Here is a 20024-nt window from a genome sequence, read left to right as displayed (position 1 = left end):
GCACCTGCACCTGCACCTGCACCTGCACCTGCACCTGCACCTGCACCTGCACCTGCACCTGCACCTGCACCTGCACCAATTGAAGCAAATCATGTTGCTCACGAGGCAGCTGCACATTCCCCGAATCCAGCTCCTGAAATGGAAATGGCGGAGGCGGTAAACGAATATGCCGGGCAGGGCAGCAATCAAGTCATTGAGCAGCAAACAACCCCTGCGCCGACTCCAGTTGCAAAGCCTGCACAAGCACAAGGCCCACAGGAAAGCTTGCCCGCCGACGGCCAATTAGTCGATATTCGTGGTTTAGCTCAGGAAGTTGTAGAGACTTTAAAGCCCGACAGTGAAGTGCCCGTTTTAAGTGCTGAACAAACTACGCACTCTCCAGCGGCAACGCAGGCTGAAACCGCGGAGCCAGTGGCTATTGCCCCAATTCGCCCCATTAGTTTCGAAGAGCTTGACCCGGAAACCTGGTTTGAGCTTTATCGCCAATTAGATTTCAGTGGTGTCTTGCAGGCCACGGCATCCAACTGCGCCTTAGTGCAGCGTGATGATAATGGTTTGGCCTTCGTGCTCGATGAAAGCAATAATCATCTCTACGATCAAGCCCATCAGCAGCGTATGGCGGATATTATTTCGGCCTACTATGATCGCCAGCTGCAAGTACAAATTGTACAGGGCAAGGCAGGTGATGGCACCCCAGCGGCCATTATTGCGCGCTTAAAAGCGCAGCGTCAGGCCGAGGCTCTTGCGGCCATAGAGACGGACCCGACCATCATCCAATTAATTGAAGAGTTTGAAGCCAAACTCATAACTGACAGCGTAAAGCCTTTGGGGCCAGACCCATTAAAGGCTTAAGCGCATAGTTCAGTAACTAAAGGTAAAACCACGAGGAATTAGACATGAAAGGTCTTGGGGATTTGATGAAGCAAGCCCAGGAAATGCAAGCCAAAATGCAGAATATGCAAGAGGAGCTTGCCAATGCTGAAGTTCAAGGAGAGGCCGGCGCTGGCTTGGTAAAAGTTATTATGACTGGGCGACATGATGTGAAATCAGTGTCGGTTGATTCCAGTTTAATGGAAGAAGATAAGGAAATCTTAGAAGATTTATTAGCGGCTGCTGTGAATGATGCTGTACGTCGTGTTGAAGATGCGAACCGTGAAAAAATGGGCAGCATGACAGCGGGCATGGGGATTCCTCCCGATTTTAAAATGCCATTTTAATGTACAAGTTTTTGATAAGTTTATAGACAATGTTCAGCCCTTTAATCGATGAATTAATTAATGCCTTGCGAATATTGCCAGGAGTAGGCCCAAAGTCGGCGCAACGTATGGCTTTGCACCTTCTTGAGCGGGACAAGCTTGGGGCTGCCAAGTTGGCCGCTAGCCTACAAAGTGCCGTAGATAAGGTTGGACGTTGTGCTTTGTGTCGAACATTAACAGAGCAAGAGATCTGCGCTACCTGTTCCAGCACCCAAAGAGACCCTCATCTGCTTTGCGTGGTTGAAACGCCAGCCGATGTATTAGCCATTGAGCAGGCTGGAAATTACAGCGGTCGTTACTTTGTTTTGTTAGGGCACTTGTCTCCCATTGATGGTATCGGCCCAGAAGATATTGGCGTTGATGTGTTATTGCAGCGTTTGCAAAATGAAGATATCCAAGAGTTAATTCTTGCTACAAATCCTACCATTGAGGGTGAGGCAACGGCTCATTATTTGGCGGAGCAGGCCAAGCGTTTAGAGGTTAAGGTATCTCGAATAGCCCACGGCGTTCCGCTGGGTGGCGAGCTCGAATATATCGACGGGGGTACACTTGCCCATGCTTTTAATTCACGCCAGGGTGTCTAAGTGAGCGAAGGACAAAAGTTACAGTGGATAGACAGTGCGGAGGCTCTGCGTGAGCTGTGTCAGCAATGTCTTGGCTGCGAGGCCATAGCGGTTGATACCGAATTTATGCGCAGCAGTACTTTTTTTCCCAAGATCGGCTTGCTGCAGATTAATAATGGCAGCGCCAATTATTTAATCGACCCTCTAAAGCTAGCTAGCGACGATTTAGAGCCGCTTAGAGAGCTTTGGCAAAGTACGTCGGTGGTAAAAATCGTTCATGCCTGCTCGGAAGATCTAGAGGTGTTTCAACATTGGCTGGGGGTGAGTCCTACGCCACTTTTCGATACCCAAATTGCGGCAAGTTATGCAGGTGTTGGCTTTTCAATGAGCTATGCCAAATTAGTTCTGCACTTTTTGGGCTTAGAGCTGGAAAAAGGTGAAACTCGCAGCGATTGGTTAAAGCGGCCGTTAAGTGAATCGCAGTGCCATTATGCTGCTTTGGATGTGGAGTACTTGTTGCAAGTTTATTCACATCTAATAGAAACATTGAATAAGCTGACACGTTTGGAGTATGTACAGGAAGATTGTGCACGCTTAGTAGCTAACTCCAATACTGAGTTAGATGCGAGCCTTGCCTATTTAAAGGTGAAATCGGCCTGGCGATTATCCCCCAGAAGTCTTGCGGTTTTGCAATCGCTTTGCATATGGCGAGAAGAGCAGGCACGTTTGCGTGACGTACCTCGTAGTCGCTTGTTAAAAGATGCTCAGTTATTCGCGCTTGCCAAGCGCCCACCTAAAAATATGAAAGAGCTTGCTCGTGTCGAAGGTATTCCTGCGCGTACGCTACGCGAAGACGGTCAATATTTATTGAATGCAAGCCACCGAGCTGTGGATGAGCAAGAAGCTTGGCCGGATGTATTAGAAAAACCTTTAAGTGTTGAGCAGGGGCAGCAGCTAAAAGCACTACGCGATCATGGCCATGAGATGGCCGCCGAGCAAAATCTAGCGACCGAACTGCTGTTCAATAAAAAAGAGTGGGAAGAATTACTACGCCACTTTTTATTTGCGACACCTTTGCAATCGGCAAGGTTTCAGGGGTGGCGCGCAGAGCAATTTTTGCCTGCTTTACGTGATTATTTTAAACAGTCCATTGAGGCTTAGTGGCAATTAATTATTGCCAAGTCTGATTTATAGAGTGCTTTGAGAGATGAAAAAGCTGATTTGTGAAGTGTTCCGCAGTCCCAAAGAAGAGGGGCTGTATTTGTATGTTGAGAAGGCAAAGGGCTTAAAAGACGTGCCTGAGGCTTTATTGGAAAAATTTGGCATCCCTAAGTCAGCCATGACCATGTTATTGGATGAAGAGCGCAAGCTAGCGAAGGCCGATAGCAAGAAGGTTTTAGCGGCTATCGAGGAGCATGGCTATTATCTGCAGTTGCCGCCTCCAAAAGAAGCCTATATGCAAGAAATTAATCACCACAACAGCAAATTGTTTTAATGGCGTTTTGGCAAGAGAAGTCACTTGAGCAAATGACCCCCCAAGAGTGGGAGGCGCTCTGTGATGGCTGTGGCCAGTGCTGCCTGCATAAGTTGGAAGACGAAGATACAGGGGCTTATTACTATACCGAGGTTGCCTGTGAGCTTCTCGATATCGATTGCGCCCGCTGCAGTGATTATAAGCACCGCAAAAAGAGAGTGCCCGAGTGTTTAAAGCTCAGTGTGGCCGATGTAGAGCATTTTCATTGGCTACCCAGTCAGTGCGCCTACCGTCTATTGGCTGATGGTGAACCTTTACCTGAGTGGCACCCACTAATTAGTGGTACGCCTCAGTCAGTGATAGACGCTGGCCAGTCAGTGATCGGGCGAGTGCTGCCTGAGAGCCAGGTGGCCGAAGAAGATTTTGAAGAACATATTATTTATTGGGTTGAATAAGCAGTGCTGCTCAGTTTTTTAGCTCAATTTGATACAAAAGGAGTTTGGGGATGAGCCCTGAAGATTATAAGTTCGCTTGGCTGGCCTATTTACTGGGCAGTGCGATCATTTTACTGGGGTGGTGGTTTGTCACTAAGGGTATCGCAAATCGTTACCTGCGTAATAGCCTTAGAGTTATTGCCGCTGTTTTGCTCTTAACTCCCCATGCAACCCAAAGCGGAGAAATGCTCATGTCACCGGCTCTTTTTGTTGCGGTGTTAGACCCTTTGTTCACCGAAGACGGTGACTTTCTACGCGCAGGTATACCGCTGTTAAGTACCCTAGGTGTTTGTTTGTTGATTTACCTATTGATCGACTTACTTTTTTTAAAGCGCCGCCGCCAAAAAGCCGCTGAAGCAGCTCTTGAGGCAGATCGTGCTGAGCTGCTGGAAGAGAGCCACAAGGTTTAAGCAGTGGGTGATCTAGGCGACAGCTCTCGCCATGCTCTATAGTCTGGGCGCCTTGTTTACGGTGCCTTTTTATTCTCTTTTCCCACTTTATCTTTTAGCACTTTGCCTTTTCTACTATGCATCTGCACAATGCCCTAGACTAATCCACAATTCCAGAGAATTCCCCGCCTGAGCCACCTCTTAATTCAGTAAATGCCGTTCTATATCGCTAACTATGCCTACTAAACCGTAGGAATACTGCTATACCTTTCTAAGCTGCGGTAAATATCTTTTCAATCTGGCCGATAACTAGTCCGAATGGGCTCTTTGTTACTGCTTTTTATGGTAGGCATGGCTTGGCAGCGAGTAGATACACTGAATAGGAGGGCGGAATGCCGCAGTATCGCCGTTTATTGGATTTTAATCTTGCGTCATTGATTGGCTTAACGTTACTTTTGGGTTTAGTTACGCCGCTGCACGGCCAAGTGTCTGAAAACACTCAAAGCATGCCAGCTAAAGCTGAAGTCGTTCTTGATCAGGAGGAGCGCCTAGCCGATGTGCGCTTGCTGATTGATGTGTCGGGCAGTATGAAGCTCAATGATCCCGCTAATTTACGCCAACCTGCTATTGATCTTCTCGTTAAGCTATTGCCAGAGGGCAGTAAAGCTGGCGTTTGGAGCTTCGGCAAGTACGTCAATATGTTGGTACCGCACCAGGCCGTGAGTGAGGATTGGAAAAGCAATGCGGCCAGCAAGGCTGACGGTATTAACTCTAGTGGCTTATTTACCAATATTGGCTTGGCGCTAGAAAAAGCCAGCTATGACATAGAGCAAAATGGCGAAAAATTTGATCGCCACCTGATCTTATTAACGGATGGCATGGTGGATATCGCGAAAGATCCCGATGCTAACCAAGTGGAGTGGCAGCGTATCGCCAATGACTTGCTTCCCAAGCTTCAGGCGGCAGGGTTCAGCATTCATACCATTGCTTTATCTGAGAATGCCGATAGTGATTTACTGCAGCAACTTTCAAGAGCAACTGATGGCCACAGTGCGGTTGCCCAAAGTGCCGATGAGTTAATGCAAGCTTTCCTGCAAGCCTTTGATAAGGCCGCGCCCGCAGAGCAGTTACCGTTTGATGGCGAGAGCTTCTTGGTGGATTCATCTGTTGAAGAGTTTACCGCCCTTATTTTTAATGCTGACACTTCACAAAAGACAACGCTAATTGCTCCAGACAGTAGCCGATACAGTGCGGCTCGTCGTGATGATTCGGTGAATTGGTATGCCGGGGAAGGTTATGATTTGGTTACCGTGCAACACCCCTTTGAAGGTGAGTGGCAGGTAAAGGCCGATGTTGCCGAAAACAGTAGAATTACCGTTGTTAGTGGTCTAAGCCTTAAGGTAAGGGCGCTGCCCAATAATATTAACCCGGGCGAAATTATCGATTTGATTTTCAGTTTGCGCCAAGAAGGAAAGGTTATCACTGACCCGGAGTTTTTATCGCTATTAGATATTGATGCCCAGCTTAGCTTGCAAGCTGAAACGCGTAAGCAGTGGAACTATAAAATTTATAGCTCTGGCGCAGAGACGCCCGAGCAGGGTATTTTTCAAAGACAGCTAGAAGACTTTGCCCAGCGAGGTCAATATCTTTTGAAGCTAAATGTAGATGGCAAAAGCTTTCAACGTTCTTTCAGTCATCGTTTTAATAGCCAAGCCGCTTTTCAAGCTAAGCTAGTGGAGTCAGAGAATGAAGAGGGTAAGCCTGGCTATTTGTTGACGGTGAGCGGCGCTAATAAAAGTTTGGACTTAGATGCTACGACGGTCGATGTGACCCTCGTGGAGCAAGACGGCAATCAGCGTCCCTTTGTGATGGAATTGGGAAGCCGTAACAACTGGCAGCTCTTTATACCTGCTATGGCGGACGGGCTATACCAATTTGAAATGGTAGTCAGCGGTAAATACCAAAGTGGTGAGCACCTTCGTTATAACCTACCGCCTTTAAGCTTGGTCTTAGATGGTGATTCCATGTCGATAAGCGATGCGCCTCTGGCGCCGGAAGCAGCCGCTGTTGAAGTTAGCGACGACGAAGGCGAAGCACTGGAAGATGAACCGCTTGAAGAGCAAGCCGATCACAATTGGTTGCTTTATGGTTTGTTAGCTCTAGGGAATCTACTGGTCTTTGTGTTGCTCTACATGGGCTACCGCTTTTTCATAATGGAGAAGCCTGAAGCAGAGGAAGAAGAGGAAGAGGATGAAGACTTTGTCGATGTTAATGCGGTAGTCGATGATTCAGAGTTGCCGGTTGAAGAGGCAATTGCTGAAGTAAAAGAAACTATCGCGGCGCAACAAGAGCAAGCTCAGCAGACTCCAGAATCTGCGGAAGCTGCTACCGAGCAAAATCAGGACGAAACAGCGCAAGATGCCGAGCAGCTGCAAGAGCAAAGTCCTACTGAAAATGCCGCTGAGCCAGCAGCGTTGAGCATGGAAAATGATATGGGTGATCCAGAAGCAGCTAGCATTGGTGATGATATTCTTGCTATGGACGATCTCGATAGCGATGATGGCGGAAGCGGGGCTACTAGTGATGATGGGGCTGAAACGGAGAGTGCTCCGCTTGAAGCTGCGGTGCCTGTAACCGAAGCTAATAATGCTGAAGGTGAAAATCCTGAACCCCCTGTATTAGATCAGGCAGTCGAAACCGCAGAAGAGCCACAGCCTGCAACAGAAGAGACACAGCAAGACGAAGCTCCGGCCAGTGCTGCTGAAGAAACAGGGCAAGCTACCGCTGATGCTCCAGTCGAAGAGCCCAATATTGAAGATGAAATTGATGCTTTATTGGAGCAGGGCAGTCAGGTAGAGGAAGACGATGAAGACTGGGCCGCTGCCCTGCAAAATGAACTAGATGGTGTTGCCGACGGTACTGCTGATAATGCTGCAGCAGAAGAGGTCGCGACAGACCTGAGTGAGAGTTTAGACTTGGCCGATGATGCTGTTGCGGATGCGGATTTAACCGAATTAAGCAATAAGAAAGATGCCGAACAGGGCTGAACAATAACTGAATAACCCCGCCTCAATTCTTATAAAAAAGCCCTTGTTTTCAAGGGCTTGTATGCCTCCCTAATCCAGCGTAAAGTAGCTTTGTGATGTACTCCTAGAGCAGCTAATTGCTGCTTTTCTAAAGATACTGAGCTTTATTTGTCGATCGGCCTGAATGCCGAATGGCGCAAAACGCCAAAGATAAATAGTTAGCCCCAAGAAACTAACAGTCATACACAAGAGAAATGCTATGAACGCTCATTTACTTCGCTCTAAACAGGATGTTCGCCTTAGTGAACTGCTTCTTAAGGACCCTACAGTGAGTGCTGTTAATGAACAGATCGCTCGTCGCGAAGGTCAAGGGCCGCAAGGTACTCGTCGCCGATTACTGGCCACCTCAGTACGTCTAAGCAAGGCAATGGCTCCGGAGCTACACAAGATGGCCGAAGAGTGCATTGAGCGCTTAGGGGTTAGTATTCCAGTCGAGCTATATGCATACTCAAGCCCACAATTTAATGCTGCCTGTGTAAAGCCGGAAGAGGGACGCTTATTCATTATGTTTTCTTCAGCGCTATTGGATGGTTTTGCTGAAGATGAATTGCGCTTTGTGATGGGGCATGAGCTTGGGCACCATGTCTATGGCCATCACGATATTCCTATCGGCTATGTTCTTAAAGGACAAAAGCCTGCTTCGCCAGACCTTGCCTTAAGCCTAACCAGCTGGTCTCGTTACGCAGAGATATCAGCAGATCGTGCCGGTGCCTACTGCACCCAGAGTTTAGATGCCGTAGCGCGCTCGCTCTTCAAACTAGCCTCGGGTGTTACTAGCTCCGTCGTCAAATTTAATCTTGCTGATTTCTTAAGCCAAGTTGACGAAATGCAAACCGAAGATCAACTTCCTGGTGCTGGCGCTCCTGTCCAAGATTGGTTTATGACTCACCCATTTAGTCCGTTGCGAGTGAAGGCTTTGCAGATGTTTCACAATTCCAGCTTAATGAAAGAGGGCGGTATTAGTGAAGATCAGTTAGAGCTCGGCGTAGAAGGATTGATGGCATTAATGGAGCCAAGCTATTTGGAGTCCAAAGCAGATGCCGCTATCGCCATGCGACATATGTTGTTTGCGGGAACCTTGCTAATCGCCAATGCTAACGGTGAAATTTCCGCTGAGGAAATCAAAATCTTTGAAGATTTCTTTGGTAAATACAAGTACAAAGAAAATTTCAATATGCAACGTTTGGCGGAAGATTTACCAAAGCGTGCCGCCGCTGTCGTGGAGCAAAACTCAATACCCAAGCGTATGCAGCTGGTTAGAGACCTATGTGTGATGGCCAGAGCCGAAGGGCATGCTCGTGCAAGCGAAGTGGCAAAACTTAAAGATATTGCTGGGCTTCTAGAGGTACCAGAGTTTTTCGTAGATCAATTATTGACTGAAGAGGTCGATATTGCGTTGTCGTAATGTTGGACGTTAGACGCTAGACGCTAGACGGTAGATGAGAGACGTTAGAGCTTTAGTAGATAGCGTGTGAGTTGGAGGGTGAGAATTAGGGTGGCCAATGTCTAGGTCTGAGGGCGATCGTAATTTTGATGATTTGGTCGAGCATTTTGCTGGCAAAATTTATGGCGATAAAGGTCAGCAGGGCAATATTGAAAAAGGGCGCCTGCGCCATGCTGTAATTCGGCGAGATTTACTGGCTGAAATTTCTCAGTTGAGGCTGCCTGACAGCTGCGCTCAAATGCAGGTTCTGGATATTGGTGCAGGTTTGGGGCAGTGGGTGATTGAGTTGGCCGAACGCGGTTGCCGACTCACTTACAACGATATTTCTCAGAATATGATGGCCGCGGCGCGACAGCGAGCGACTGAAGTTCTACCCACCGCAATTTTCGAACCCTTGTCTTGGTTTGCCAAGCCCTATCAAGAGTTACAAACCGATATAGCACCTAACAGCCAGGACCTCATACTTTGCCACGCCCTGATAGAGTGGCTAGAAGAGCCCGAGCAACTTCTGACTAGGTTATATGATTGGATGAAACCTGGTGCTTGCTTATCGCTTTGTCACTATAACCCAGCAGGAAAGCGCCTGCGCAACTTGGTGTTTGGTAATTTTAAGTCGGTAGAGCGTGAGCTGTCGGGTGAGACTATAGATGTCAGCAAAATGCGTGGCGGCTTAACGCCTAGCAATCCTAGTAGCATTGAGCAGATTGACCAGTGGTTGCTGGCGGCTGGTTTTACCTTGATAAGCCAATCTGGCATTAGGGTGTTTTCAGATTACACTTTGGAAAAAAGAGGTGGCTTATCCTCCCCCGAAGCGGTATTCGATATGGAAATGACCATGAGCTTAGATAAAGACTTAGTCAGCAGCTCACGCTATCGCCATCTTATTTTGCGCAAGCCGGGCTAATATTCTCTGCGACGATCACTACCACAACAAACATCACCATAACAATCTGCTACACTAGGGCCTGTTCAGACCGCTTTATGAAGATGTCTGGCTGCGCAATTCCCAAATCATTGTGAACATAAGCTTCCGTTGTTCAATTGAGAGTGTTAACTGGTGCTTTCTTTTATTTTAGTAAACTGCATTACCGTGGCCTTGGTGGTCATGATTCATTACGAAATTCTGCGAGCACTCTCTCGCTTTTTACCGTTGTTGCATATTATCCATCGTTACCGTATCGCGGTTGGTGTTATCGGCGCGCTGATTGCTCATACCATTGAGATTTGGATTTTTGCTATTGTGTATTACTGGATGATTCAGGAGCCCGCTTGGGGAAGTTTTGCCGGCGCTTTCAATAATACGTTTATGGATTGTGTCTACTTCTCTTTTACCAGTTATACCACACTGGGTTTTGGTGATATCGAACCCCATGGCGCGATACGCTATCTCACCGGGATCGAGTCACTAACTGGCTTAGTCTTGGTGACCTGGAGTGCCTCCTTTCTGTTTTATGAAATGCAGAAATACTGGGAAGACAGTTAAGTGCGATGCGGGGCGGCTATACAATCTTCCATCAGCTTTGAATTGGAAGTCGATCGTTGTACAAAATGCCGCCTTCGCCAAGTGGCCTGTTTTTGCGGGCAGTGGCCTTGTATTGACTCTGACTTAAAGCTAGACATTCTTGTCCATGAGAAAGAGTTAAACAAGGAAAGCAATACCGCCTTACTGATATGGAAGACACTGTCTAATTGCCAAATGTTTTTTTGGCAAAGGACGCTAATGGCGAAGAATATGTCTGATGATAATGCTGATGGCTTGATCGCTCCAGAGCAGCTTCCTGTTCTACTATTTCCAGCGCGTTTTGCTAATCGTTATCAGGGGCAGGAATCAGCACTTCATCCAATGTTATCAATCGAACAGCTAGCGGGGCGAAGATTATTACTGTTGGATGGCAGTTGGCAGCAAGTTCGAAAAATGTATCGTCAATCAAAAATATTGCAGCATCTACCGTGCTTTGAAATTCCTAGCTCTGCTGATTTTCCTATGGAGACATTTAGCCTGCGCAGGAATCAGCAGGCGGATGGATTCTGCTCAGCGCAGGCCATCGCGCTATTGCTTTGGCATATGGCAGAAAAAACGCAAGCGAAGCAGCTATTGGAAGCTTTTAATCTATTCGGCCGGCATGTAGAGGCCAGCCGAAATAACCACTTTGTAAAAGGTTGAGCTCAAACTCGGTGGGTGACATTATGCCATGCTATTCCCTTGAACAATTCGAGTTGCAGTTGGTGCCTGTGGCAAGTTTGCCCTTGGTCACTAAGTTCTACAAAGCTTGTCGCTACCCAGCAAAGGCGGGCAGGGGAGAAAGGGTTTACTGCTTGCGCTTAGATGGACAAATTGTTGCGGCGCTTAAGCTTGTGCCAAAGACCTTTGCGGCTGAGTCTTGGCTGTTTTTAAGGGCGATGTGTGTTCTGCCCCAAATGCAAGGGCGGGGAATCGGTAAGATTATGCTGCAGCTATTACAGCCTTATTTTGATCAAGCCGTATACTGCTACCCGTTTGCTCACTTAGAGAATTTCTACGGTACCATCGGTTTTACTAGGCTCAATCCTGAGGAGGCAACAGCCGAGATGTCGCTTGCTTACCAGCGTTTATTGGATCAAGGTCGTGACGTCTTAATCATGTCTTGTGAGCCAGCTTCCTAAACTGCGATCTAAGAACAGACGCATTTTGTCAGAAACCCTAAGCTTACTTGCTTCTAATCAATAGTATTCAGGTGATGGGGCCTACTATGTATTATTAGCTTGTGCTAATGTATGCCTATCAATTAATGGAGGGTAAACCCATGTTTGCGAATAGTTTTGCTGAAAAATCTGTCTTACTGACCAATATGTTAGCTTTCAAAGGTCTTCGAATCGTGGCGCTAGCTGTTTTGGCATCTTTTATGGTGGCCTGTGGCTCGGTTGAGCAACAACAAAGCAATGTTAAGAGTAATGCTTTGTTAGAAGCCGTGCAAAGTTCTGAAGTGGAGGGCTTTGCTCAGTTAGGCCCTATTTATGCTGGGGGTTTACCAAGCCTTGAAGAGCTAAATAGTTTTGCGGACAAGGGGGTTAAAACCGTTATTGATTTTCGTAGACCCCAAGAAGGTTTAGAGCAAGAACAAGCCGAGTTGGCCAAATTGGGTGTAAACTACGTCAATATACCGCTTGGAAGAGAGTTGGCTCCGGCCGAAGCCCAAGAAAAGTTCGCTCAGGCTTTTGCAGCCGCTAAGGGTGAGAAGGTATTATTGCACTGCCGCTCCGGAAATCGTGTCGGTATGGTTTGGTCGTTGTATCAAATTAACCAAGGTGTTGACGTTGAACTTGCCATTGAGCAAGGTCGTGCCATGGGGATGAAATCCGGTTTTGAAAAAGCGGTAAGAGCATCACTTACAAAAGAATAGAACAAATATGATGGATCTCTCAGCTATGCAGGACAATGCCCGTGAGGCATCGTCCTTTTTAAAGAGTTTGGCAAACGAAAAGCGTTTGTTAATTTTATGTACTTTGGCAGATAAAGAGTTATCGGTAAGTGAGCTTAATGCTCATATCGATATCAGCCAGTCTGCGCTTTCTCAGCACCTTGCGTGGTTGAGGGAGGCCAAATTGGTTGCGACTCGTCGAGAAGCGCAAACCATTTACTATCGCCTAGAGGGTGAAAAAGCCCTTAAGGTGATAGGCGTGCTAAAAGACATATTCTGCCCTTAAGACTCAAACCCTCAAGGGCAAGGCATATCTAACCCTTGTTCACTTCACAGGTCCAGCGGGCCAAGCATTCTCACGTCCAGATAAATTTTTAGCAATTTACAGCTAAGTCTACAGGTTAAAGTCGTTCTTTGTGGCTTTAAACGCCGTTGCCTGCTTAAAAACTCGACGATTTTGCATTGCTCGATGGCTTAGATTGGCCCCTAAGTCGCTAAGCCCATGGCGCTTTTCACCAAAGCCATGATGTTTTTTGCCACTGCGGGTGATTTCAAGCCTGTGTTAGTATCTGCCAGCAATGACTACAGATAAGCAATGCCCCTTGGGAGTGATATATGAGTTTTACAGGTACCGATAAATACGTTGCCACCGATGATTTACGCATGGCAGTAGATGCGGCAGTAACTTTAGAGCGTCCGCTCTTGATTAAAGGTGAGCCGGGTACCGGCAAGACTATGCTGGCTGAAGAGGTGGCAGAATCTTTAGGTATGCGCCTGATTCAGTGGCACATCAAGTCGACCACTAAGGCCCAGCAAGGTTTATATGAGTACGATGCCGTGTCGCGCTTAAGAGATTCTCAGTTGGGTGATGATAAAGTTCACGATATCAAGAACTACATCAAAAAAGGTAAGCTGTGGGAAGCCTTTGAGGCTGACGAGCAGGTTGTTTTGTTGATTGATGAGATCGATAAAGCTGATATTGAATTCCCCAACGATCTTCTAGTTGAAATCGATAAAATGGAATTCTTCGTTTACGAGACTGGTGAAACCATTAAGGCGAAAAAGCGCCCAATTGTTATCATCACCAGTAATAACGAAAAAGAGCTTCCTGATGCATTCTTGCGTCGTTGTTTCTTCCATTACATCAACTTCCCAGATCGCGACACTATGATGAAGATCATCGATGTGCACTATCCGACGATCAAGGCCGATTTGGTGAATGAGGCTCTGGATGTGTTTTTCGATGTACGTAAAGTACCTGGTCTTAAGAAAAAGCCTTCTACCTCTGAATTAATTGATTGGCTAAAACTCCTATTAGCTGACGATATCCCAGATGAAGTGTTGAAGAACCGCGATGCGAGTAAGGCAATTCCGCCGCTTTATGGCGCCTTGCTTAAGAACGAGCAAGACGTGCATATGTTAGAGCGCCTGGCCTTTATGGTGCGTCGCGAAAGTCGCTCTTAATGCAATTTGCTTGCCCGAAAAACTTGCACAATTTAATGCAAAAAGGTTGCTAGCATGCTGGTTAATTTTTTTTATGGCCTGCGCAATGCCAATGTGCCGGTATCAATTAAAGAGCTATTGGTATTGCTGGAGGCGCTAGAGAAACATCTAGCCTTCGGCAGTATTGATGACTTTTACCTTTTGTCGCGAACTTGTCTGATCAAAGATGAAAAACACTTTGATAAATTCGATCGTGCCTTTGGGGCCTATTTTAAAGATCTCGATGGGCTCGATGACATTATTGAAGCTTTGATTCCAGAGGATTGGCTGCGCACAGAATTCCTTAAAAATTTGACGGAAGAAGAGAAGGCGCAGATAGAATCTTTGGGTGGTTTAGAAAAACTCATTGAAGAGTTTAAAAAGCGCCTGGAAGAGCAAAAGAAGCGTCATGAAGGCGGCAACAAGTGGATTGGTACCGGTGGTACCTCGCCATTTGGTCACAGTGGTTATAATCCCGAAGGCATTCGGGTGGGTGGTGAAAGTCGCAACAAAAAGGCTACCAAGGTTTGGGAGAAGCGCGAGTTTAAAAACCTTGATGATGAGGTAGAGCTTGGTACTCGTAATATCAAGATGGCTTTGCGTAAGCTGCGTAAGTTTGCTCGCCAAGGGGCTGAGGATGAGCTGGATCTAGATGACACTATTCGCTCTACCGCGCGAAACGCTGGCCTGCTTGATATTAAAATGGTTCCAGAGCGTCACAATGCCGTGAAGGTTCTGCTGTTTTTTGATGTCGGCGGCTCCATGGATCCTTATGTCCGCTTATGTGAAGAGCTATTTTCGGCCTGTAAAACCGAATTTAAGCATATGGAGTATTTTTACTTCCATAACTTCATCTACGACGGTGTTTGGAAAGACAATATGCGTCGCAATACCGATACGACGCCTTTGTTTGATGTGTTGCATACCTATAGCAGTGATTACAAGGTGATCTTTATTGGTGACGCCTCGATGGCGCCTTATGAGGTGAGTAGCCAATACGGTAGTGTTGAATATATGAACGAAGAGCCGGGCTATGTTTGGATGAATCGCTTGACCGAGACTTTCGACAAAGTTATCTGGCTAAATCCTACGGCTAAGAAGTACTGGCGCTACACCCAAACCATCGACATGATCAAAGATCTGGTAGATGGCCATATGTACCCACTGACTCTTGAAGGTTTGGACGAAGGGATCAAATTTTTAACCAAATAAGGCTCTGTCGCCGAATACCTTTCCGTTCTAGCTAGCGTCTTTCATAAAGGCGCTAGCCTTTCTGATTTATATCAAAATCTTTCTGCCTACACTGATTTAAGCTAAATCTCGTCAATTACAATAAGCCGAGGGTTGAGATTATGTCATTGGAGCAAATACGCGATCAGTTGTTGGCTAGACAAGCAGAGTTAGAAGCACGGCTATCTCGTGTGGAGGAGCATGTGAACCATCGTAATGAGCCCTTGTCTGCAGATTTCGCTGAGCAGGCTGTGGAGCGCGAGAATGATGAGGTGCTTGAGGCAATAGGTTGCGAAGTCAGCAATGAGCTGGCTCAAATCAAGCAATCCCTGCGTCGTCTAGACGAAGGCAGTTATGGTAGCTGTGAGCGCTGTGGCGAAGATATCGCTATTGAACGACTGAATATTGTGCCGCACACGGTTTACTGTATTCGCTGCGCCGTTGGTTAATAATCTGCTTCCTATTGAACTGGAATTTGAAGAGTAAAACAGCAACCGCTTTCTTGGTTTTGGCAATGCAAGTGCCCGCCGAGCTGTTGGCTGCTGTTATTAAAAGCGGCGTGTAGCCCTAAGCCCACATGATGAGCCTTTGCTGCCACGAATGGGTCAAAGGCGGTACTGAGAAGCTCTTCACTCAGGCCTATGCCATTATCCTTTACGCTCACTTCTAAAAGCTTTTCTGTGAGTTGATACTCAATGTGAATTTCGGCGTTGCTTTGTTGCTTATCAAAAGCGTGTTCCAGTGCGTTTTGCAGCAGTTCTTTAAGGACATGGAATAGGGCGCTTTCCTTGCAACGAATTTGCAGATCCTCGGGCCCTTCGATAAACAAGCGCACTTTTGCGGCAATAAATTGCGCCTGCATTTGAGCAACTACCTTTTCGATTAAGGGGTACAGCCTAATCGCTTTGTCTTGCTCTTCCTGCTCGTCGCCAGCGAGCAGTTTAAAGTTGCTAATCAGTTGGTTGAGGCGCTGCAAATTATTGTGCATCAAGCTTTCAGCGCCATTAAGCTTACGTGATAAGGCGTTTTTGCTGTCGTTAGCTTCTGTAGGAAGAGCGGCAATACTTTGCTTACTGCAATCGCTAATCACAGAGTGAGCCATGCTGACAACGCCCAAAGGTGTGTTGAGTTCGTGAGCCATTCCCCTGACCAAACGACCCAGTGAGGCATGTTTTTCACTGGCAACCAGTTGCTCCTGTGTGCTTCGCAAGTTATCCAGCGAATCTCTAAGCTCCTCGGTTCTTAAGCTAACTTCATTTTCTAGAATACGCTTGCGGTTCTGCAAATGGCGCACTCTAAAGTGGAAGAGTATATAAATTACTAAGGCAATCACCGCTAGCGCCAGTACTTTAAACCACAGCGTTTCATACCAGGCGGCGCTTATATTGATCGGGATTGCTAAGGAATGCGAACTCCACTCGCCAGCGCGATTGCTGGCTCTGATTTGTAGCTCGTATTGGCCTGGGCTTAAGTTGGTGTAGGTCGCTAAGCGACGATTAGCATCGCTGGGAATCCACTGTTCGTCGTAACCTTCTAACCGGTAGGCATACTGGGTGCGCAGCGGGTCAGCATAATCTAAGGCGGCAAAACTAACCGAAAAGCCGTGGTCATTAGCCGCCAAATCGATTTCGGATCCTGGCTTTAACAGTTCACGACCATCGATATCAATTCGGTTAATGATCAGCGGCGGCTGGTATTTTGAATAGTGGTACTGCGCAGGCTTTAAAATACTGATGCCATTCGCGCCACCAAAAATAAAGTTTCCAGAGCGAGTTTTGACTGAGGCCATAGGGCGCCGAATTCTATGGAATACGCCGTCGGCTCGATTTAGCAGCTGGGTCTTTCCTTGCTGGAAGTCAAATACAAAATTGGCACCCCAGTAACGGCCATCTGGGCCAGGGAAGGATTCTACATTGCTGAAGTGGTCACCGAATATTCTTTCGGCGTTGAGTTCAATGCTTCCAGCTTCAATGCTTAAGCGATACCAAGCCGACTGGCTAATCAAAATGACTTCGCTGTCGCTTTGTCTGTGAAGAGCGAGAATGCGCTGATCTGTTAGATGCTGTGCTAGTTCACCTTTAAGTTCAACTTTTTGTAATTCTTTAGCCCCACTTGCTAGGTAAAATAAGGTGGAGGGGCCGCCAAGCCAAAGGTCGCCGTTATCCATATAGGCTTTATAGTAAAGTGCAGCGGTTTTTGAAAACTCACTGTCGCTGATCTTTTCGAGGCGCTGGTCGTTTTTAATGAATCGATTCAAGCCGCGACGGGTTAACACTAAAAGGTCGCCGTTGGCCTCCGGAAACAAACGAAATATTTTATTTGAGTACAGGCCGTCAGTGGTGGTGAATTGCTCTAGCTGGCCATTGGGTTTTTCACTGTTCTTTATACGGTATAGGCCGCGGTTGAGTCCGCCTAGCCAGATATTGCCGCTACGGTCTTCGGTAATCGCTTTAATGGTGCCTTCTTGCAGTGCGCCTGCTTGCCCGATAGCGGGCATTATTCTGGCGATTTTGCCTTTGCTAGGGTTAAAGACGTCCACGCCTTTGCCGTAGGTAGAAAACCATAATTGATTCTGGCTGTCTTCGTAAATCGCATAGATATCATTATGGCTTAAACTATGAGGGTCTTCCGGATTATGAGCTAGGCTGCGAGAGAAATTATTGCCTATATTGATTCTGCTCAGGCCTTTTCCGAGCGTCGATATCCAAAGTAATCCGGATTGGTCGAGTAAGAAAGCGCCGGCATTATTACTATCAAAGCTTGCGTCGCTGCTTTGGCTGTGGCGATGGCTGCCTATCTGTTCACCGCTGTGTTCATCGAAGATTAAAATGCCACTACGAGCACTGCTCATCCAGATGTTGCCATTGGGCAGCTGAATAATGTCTTTGATCCAGTCATTGCTGTTCAGCTTTTCAAAGTCGCCTGTCGCTGTTTTACGATAGGCGCCTTTGCCAAAAGTACCAAACCAATAACTACCGTTTTTACTTTTGAATATTTTGGTTAGGGTTTGTTGGCTAAGTTTGTCGCTAGGCGAGTTATGATGTGCCGCTACGATGCTTGATTCTTTCAGATTTAGCTTATCAATGCCTGCTGTACTTCCGACCCATAGCGTGTCTCCGTCTAAGAGCAAAGCGCTAACCACGGTGGCGCTCAGTAGCTGCTGCTTGCCGCTTGCCGATTGTCCTTCCTTGACTGTGCTATTAAAGCTAAGCAGCTTTCCTTTTTTTAGGTGAAACTTGCAGACACCATTACTGGAGCCGATCCAAGCTTGCTCGGTGTCGAGAGGAATTATTTCATTGATAGAGGGGTTGCTGCTTTGCGTATCGCTTTTAAATGAAAAGTGTTGGTAGCTTCTATTGTTGGGGTTTAGCACATAGAGGCCTGAGGCGGCTGTCCCCATCCAAATTTTACCGTCCTGAGCGATCGCTACTTTACGCACCCAGTGGCTGGGTAGCTTTTCATCACTATGATTGTAGTAAGGGGCGGGAATAACTTGATAGCCATCGTATTGATACAGGCCTTCATAGGTGGCAATCCAGATAAGGCCGTTTTTGCCCTGGGCCAGATCGGTGATAGTGGGGAGCTCGTAATTCCCCTCCAGCACGGTTTCAAAATAGGGAGAGCCTAAATCGAAAATATCAGCATCTTTGCTCGCCTGCACATAATTACAGGCAAGCAGGCTGATGCTTATCAGCATTATTAGGATAGGGCTTCTAACTACCATAGCTTAATACAATTAAGGTAAATGCTATCTGCTGACAGATTACCTTGTTAATGCGAGCTTCCTATCCTTGTGAGCCACCTAGTCTGTGTAATGCTGTTTCCTTATTAGGGGAAAATAGCATACTTCTCATCAATTATTGGCGGCGAACTTTAGCAACTTCAATCATATTATTGCTAATACGGGTCGTTTCAAGCTGGAACTTCCCTAAACTAAAGCCCATATGGCCAGCTGGAATTGATTCGATATGTTCTAAAATTAGACCATTAAGTGTCTTTGGTCCATCTACTGGTAAATCCCAGGCAAGTTGCTTATTGATATCCCGAATAGAGGTGCTGCCTTCAATGGCGTACCAATCATTTTCCAGGGCGCTGATTTCTTGTTGCTCTTCTTCGGCTAGGTTGGTAGTGAAATCGCCAACGATCTCTTCGAGCAGGTCTTCCAAGGTGACAATACCTTGTACATCGCCGTATTCATCGACGGCAATGGCGATGCGGCGTTTTTCCTTTTGGAAGTTGAGCAGTTGCACGTGTAGCGGTGTTGATTCGGGTACAAAGTAGGGCTCTCTTGCGAAGCGTTTGATGGCCTCGTGAGTAATGGTTTCATCGCCGCCATAGATGAACTTAGCCGCGTTGCGCAGGTGCATAACGCCGATAATGTTATTAATGTCCCCTTCATAGACAGGCAGGCGGGTGTATGCGCTGCTGCGAATTTGCTCCATCAGGGTGGGAACATCCTCTTCGATATCTAAGCCGACTACCTCGTTACGGGGCACCATAATGTCTTCGACGGTGGCTTTTTCCAGGTCGAGAATATTGAGTAGCATGCCTTGGTGTTGGTCTGGGATGAGATCACCGGCTTCGTCTACCGCTGTGCGCAGCTCTTCGGGGCGCAGGAGTTCATTGGCATTGTCAGTAAGAGGGTTTACTCCAAATAGGCGCGCCAAGCGGTTGGATATGCCATTTACAAGCCAAACTGCTGGAATTAGCAGAATTAATAAGGGGCGTAAAATCCAACTTGCTGGAAAAGCAATTTTTTCCGGGTGCAGGGCGGCAATGGTCTTGGGGGTTACTTCAGAGAATATGAGTACTACTAGGGTGAGAAGTACCGTGCTCCAAACAATACCAGCTTGGCCGTACAAAGTAGTTGCAATGACCGTGGCAATAGCGGCGGCGGCATTGTTGACAAGATTGTTGCCAATTAGGATTACGCCTATCAGGCGGTCGGGGCGCTGTAGTAATTTTGATACTCTTTTCGCGCTGTTATTTCCTTTGTTTGCTAGGTGCCGCAGGCGGTATCGATTGATAGCCATCATGCCGGTCTCAGAGCTAGAAAAGAATGCGGAAAGTAGGACTAAAACAGCCAGTGCTGCAAACAGCAGGCCTATGGGGATCTCGTTCAAGAAGGGTAAAACCTAAGTCACTATTATTAAGTGCAATAGTGAAGCAGTCTTTTGGCAGAATCAAGCCTGAAGTTGGCTTCAGTGG

At 47.0% G+C, this 20024-nt stretch carries 20 protein-coding genes; 18 read left to right on the top strand and 2 right to left on the bottom strand.

Annotated elements, in window-relative coordinates; genetic code table 11:
• From Q1A08_RS03700 to Q1A08_RS03615, 18 genes are all read left to right on the top strand, one after another.
• The coding region (locus tag Q1A08_RS03700; RefSeq protein WP_299769885.1) for a DNA polymerase III subunit gamma/tau C-terminal domain-containing protein at positions 1 to 852 on the top strand (852 nt) is incomplete at its 5' end.
• A 44-nt stretch (positions 853 to 896) separates the two neighbouring features.
• Positions 897 to 1217, top strand: a complete 321-nt coding sequence (locus Q1A08_RS03695) for a YbaB/EbfC family nucleoid-associated protein (protein ID WP_299769883.1) — start codon at positions 897 to 899, stop codon at positions 1215 to 1217.
• Between the two features lie 29 nt (positions 1218 to 1246).
• Positions 1247 to 1840 (top strand): recombination mediator RecR, encoded by a 594-nt coding sequence (gene recR / locus Q1A08_RS03690; protein ID WP_299769881.1) that lies wholly within the window; start codon positions 1247 to 1249, stop codon positions 1838 to 1840.
• A complete protein-coding gene (gene rnd / locus Q1A08_RS03685) occupies positions 1841 to 2980 on the top strand; it encodes a ribonuclease D (RefSeq protein WP_299769879.1) in 1140 nt (379 codons plus the stop codon).
• A gap of 46 nt (positions 2981 to 3026) precedes the next feature.
• The gene (locus Q1A08_RS03680; protein ID WP_299769877.1) at positions 3027 to 3314 is read left to right on the top strand and encodes a YcgL domain-containing protein; all 288 of its coding nucleotides are present in this window, start codon (positions 3027 to 3029) and stop codon (positions 3312 to 3314) included.
• Positions 3314 to 3748 (top strand): YcgN family cysteine cluster protein, encoded by a 435-nt coding sequence (locus tag Q1A08_RS03675; protein ID WP_299769875.1) that lies wholly within the window; start codon positions 3314 to 3316, stop codon positions 3746 to 3748. The genes Q1A08_RS03680 and Q1A08_RS03675 overlap by 1 nt, the downstream gene beginning before the upstream one ends.
• A gap of 50 nt (positions 3749 to 3798) precedes the next feature.
• Positions 3799 to 4197 (top strand): hypothetical protein, encoded by a 399-nt coding sequence (locus Q1A08_RS03670; protein WP_299769872.1) that lies wholly within the window; start codon positions 3799 to 3801, stop codon positions 4195 to 4197.
• 371 nt (positions 4198 to 4568) lie between these two features.
• Positions 4569 to 7223, top strand: coding sequence for a VWA domain-containing protein (locus tag Q1A08_RS03665; protein ID WP_299769869.1), 2655 nt, complete (start codon positions 4569 to 4571; stop codon positions 7221 to 7223).
• A gap of 238 nt (positions 7224 to 7461) precedes the next feature.
• Positions 7462 to 8667 carry a M48 family metallopeptidase gene (locus Q1A08_RS03660; protein ID WP_299769866.1) on the top strand — a complete coding sequence of 402 codons (1206 nt, stop codon included), beginning with the start codon at positions 7462 to 7464 and terminating at the stop codon, positions 8665 to 8667.
• A gap of 97 nt (positions 8668 to 8764) precedes the next feature.
• The gene (locus Q1A08_RS03655; RefSeq protein WP_299769863.1) at positions 8765 to 9610 is read left to right on the top strand and encodes a methyltransferase domain-containing protein; all 846 of its coding nucleotides are present in this window, start codon (positions 8765 to 8767) and stop codon (positions 9608 to 9610) included.
• A 153-nt stretch (positions 9611 to 9763) separates the two neighbouring features.
• Positions 9764 to 10189, top strand: a complete 426-nt coding sequence (locus Q1A08_RS03650) for a potassium channel family protein (RefSeq protein ID WP_299769860.1) — start codon at positions 9764 to 9766, stop codon at positions 10187 to 10189.
• A complete protein-coding gene (locus Q1A08_RS03645; protein WP_299769857.1) occupies positions 10190 to 10870 on the top strand; it encodes a tRNA-uridine aminocarboxypropyltransferase in 681 nt (226 codons plus the stop codon).
• Between the two features lie 23 nt (positions 10871 to 10893).
• A complete protein-coding gene (locus tag Q1A08_RS03640) occupies positions 10894 to 11349 on the top strand; it encodes a GNAT family N-acetyltransferase (protein WP_299769854.1) in 456 nt (151 codons plus the stop codon).
• Positions 11350 to 11489: 140 nt separating this feature from the next.
• Positions 11490 to 12086, top strand: a complete 597-nt coding sequence (locus Q1A08_RS03635; RefSeq protein WP_299769851.1) for a sulfur transferase domain-containing protein — start codon at positions 11490 to 11492, stop codon at positions 12084 to 12086.
• Between the two features lie 7 nt (positions 12087 to 12093).
• Positions 12094 to 12390 carry a metalloregulator ArsR/SmtB family transcription factor gene (locus Q1A08_RS03630; protein WP_299769848.1) on the top strand — a complete coding sequence of 99 codons (297 nt, stop codon included), beginning with the start codon at positions 12094 to 12096 and terminating at the stop codon, positions 12388 to 12390.
• A 329-nt stretch (positions 12391 to 12719) separates the two neighbouring features.
• On the top strand, positions 12720 to 13568 hold the full coding sequence (locus Q1A08_RS03625; RefSeq protein WP_299769845.1) for a MoxR family ATPase: 849 nt from the start codon (positions 12720 to 12722) through the stop codon (positions 13566 to 13568).
• 54 nt (positions 13569 to 13622) lie between these two features.
• Entirely contained in the window at positions 13623 to 14798 is a 1176-nt protein-coding gene (locus tag Q1A08_RS03620) for a VWA domain-containing protein (RefSeq protein WP_299769843.1), read from the top strand.
• A 140-nt stretch (positions 14799 to 14938) separates the two neighbouring features.
• The gene (locus tag Q1A08_RS03615) at positions 14939 to 15265 is read left to right on the top strand and encodes a TraR/DksA family transcriptional regulator (RefSeq protein ID WP_299769840.1); all 327 of its coding nucleotides are present in this window, start codon (positions 14939 to 14941) and stop codon (positions 15263 to 15265) included.
• A gap of 11 nt (positions 15266 to 15276) precedes the next feature.
• Here Q1A08_RS03615 and Q1A08_RS03610 read toward each other — a convergent pair whose 3' ends face one another.
• Together Q1A08_RS03610 and Q1A08_RS03605 are read right to left on the bottom strand one after the other, a co-directional pair.
• Complete coding sequence (locus tag Q1A08_RS03610) at positions 15277 to 18513, bottom strand: sensor histidine kinase (RefSeq protein WP_299769837.1); 3237 nt, start codon at positions 18511 to 18513, stop codon at positions 15277 to 15279.
• 160 nt (positions 18514 to 18673) lie between these two features.
• Complete coding sequence (locus Q1A08_RS03605; RefSeq protein WP_299769834.1) at positions 18674 to 19939, bottom strand: HlyC/CorC family transporter; 1266 nt, start codon at positions 19937 to 19939, stop codon at positions 18674 to 18676.
• Positions 19940 to 20024 lie beyond the last annotated feature (85 nt).

Source organism: uncultured Pseudoteredinibacter sp. (assembly GCF_947500695.1).
Classification (GTDB): Bacteria; Pseudomonadota; Gammaproteobacteria; order Pseudomonadales; family Cellvibrionaceae; genus Pseudoteredinibacter.
Note: the sequence above shows the minus strand (reverse complement) of the source record. Positions and strands in the feature narration are given on the sequence as shown.

What these genes read in the sequence shown, in the direction of transcription:
- Q1A08_RS03695 (WP_299769883.1), top strand. Translation starts at nt 897, where the DNA reads ATGAAAGGTCTTGGGGATTTGATGAAGCAAGCCCAGGAAATGCAAGCC.
- recR (WP_299769881.1), top strand. Translation starts at nt 1,247, where the DNA reads ATGTTCAGCCCTTTAATCGATGAATTAATTAATGCCTTGCGAATATTG.
- Q1A08_RS03680 (WP_299769877.1), top strand. Translation starts at nt 3,027, where the DNA reads ATGAAAAAGCTGATTTGTGAAGTGTTCCGCAGTCCCAAAGAAGAGGGG.
- Q1A08_RS03675 (WP_299769875.1), top strand. Translation starts at nt 3,314, where the DNA reads ATGGCGTTTTGGCAAGAGAAGTCACTTGAGCAAATGACCCCCCAAGAG.
- Q1A08_RS03670 (WP_299769872.1), top strand. Translation starts at nt 3,799, where the DNA reads ATGAGCCCTGAAGATTATAAGTTCGCTTGGCTGGCCTATTTACTGGGC.
- Q1A08_RS03665 (WP_299769869.1), top strand. Translation starts at nt 4,569, where the DNA reads ATGCCGCAGTATCGCCGTTTATTGGATTTTAATCTTGCGTCATTGATT.
- Q1A08_RS03660 (WP_299769866.1), top strand. Translation starts at nt 7,462, where the DNA reads ATGAACGCTCATTTACTTCGCTCTAAACAGGATGTTCGCCTTAGTGAA.
- Q1A08_RS03655 (WP_299769863.1), top strand. Translation starts at nt 8,765, where the DNA reads ATGTCTAGGTCTGAGGGCGATCGTAATTTTGATGATTTGGTCGAGCAT.
- Q1A08_RS03640 (WP_299769854.1), top strand. Translation starts at nt 10,894, where the DNA reads ATGCCATGCTATTCCCTTGAACAATTCGAGTTGCAGTTGGTGCCTGTG.
- Q1A08_RS03635 (WP_299769851.1), top strand. Translation starts at nt 11,490, where the DNA reads ATGTTTGCGAATAGTTTTGCTGAAAAATCTGTCTTACTGACCAATATG.
- Q1A08_RS03630 (WP_299769848.1), top strand. Translation starts at nt 12,094, where the DNA reads ATGATGGATCTCTCAGCTATGCAGGACAATGCCCGTGAGGCATCGTCC.
- Q1A08_RS03625 (WP_299769845.1), top strand. Translation starts at nt 12,720, where the DNA reads ATGAGTTTTACAGGTACCGATAAATACGTTGCCACCGATGATTTACGC.
- Q1A08_RS03620 (WP_299769843.1), top strand. Translation starts at nt 13,623, where the DNA reads ATGCTGGTTAATTTTTTTTATGGCCTGCGCAATGCCAATGTGCCGGTA.
- Q1A08_RS03615 (WP_299769840.1), top strand. Translation starts at nt 14,939, where the DNA reads ATGTCATTGGAGCAAATACGCGATCAGTTGTTGGCTAGACAAGCAGAG.
- Q1A08_RS03610 (WP_299769837.1), bottom strand. Translation starts at nt 18,513, where the DNA reads ATGCTGATAAGCATCAGCCTGCTTGCCTGTAATTATGTGCAGGCGAGC.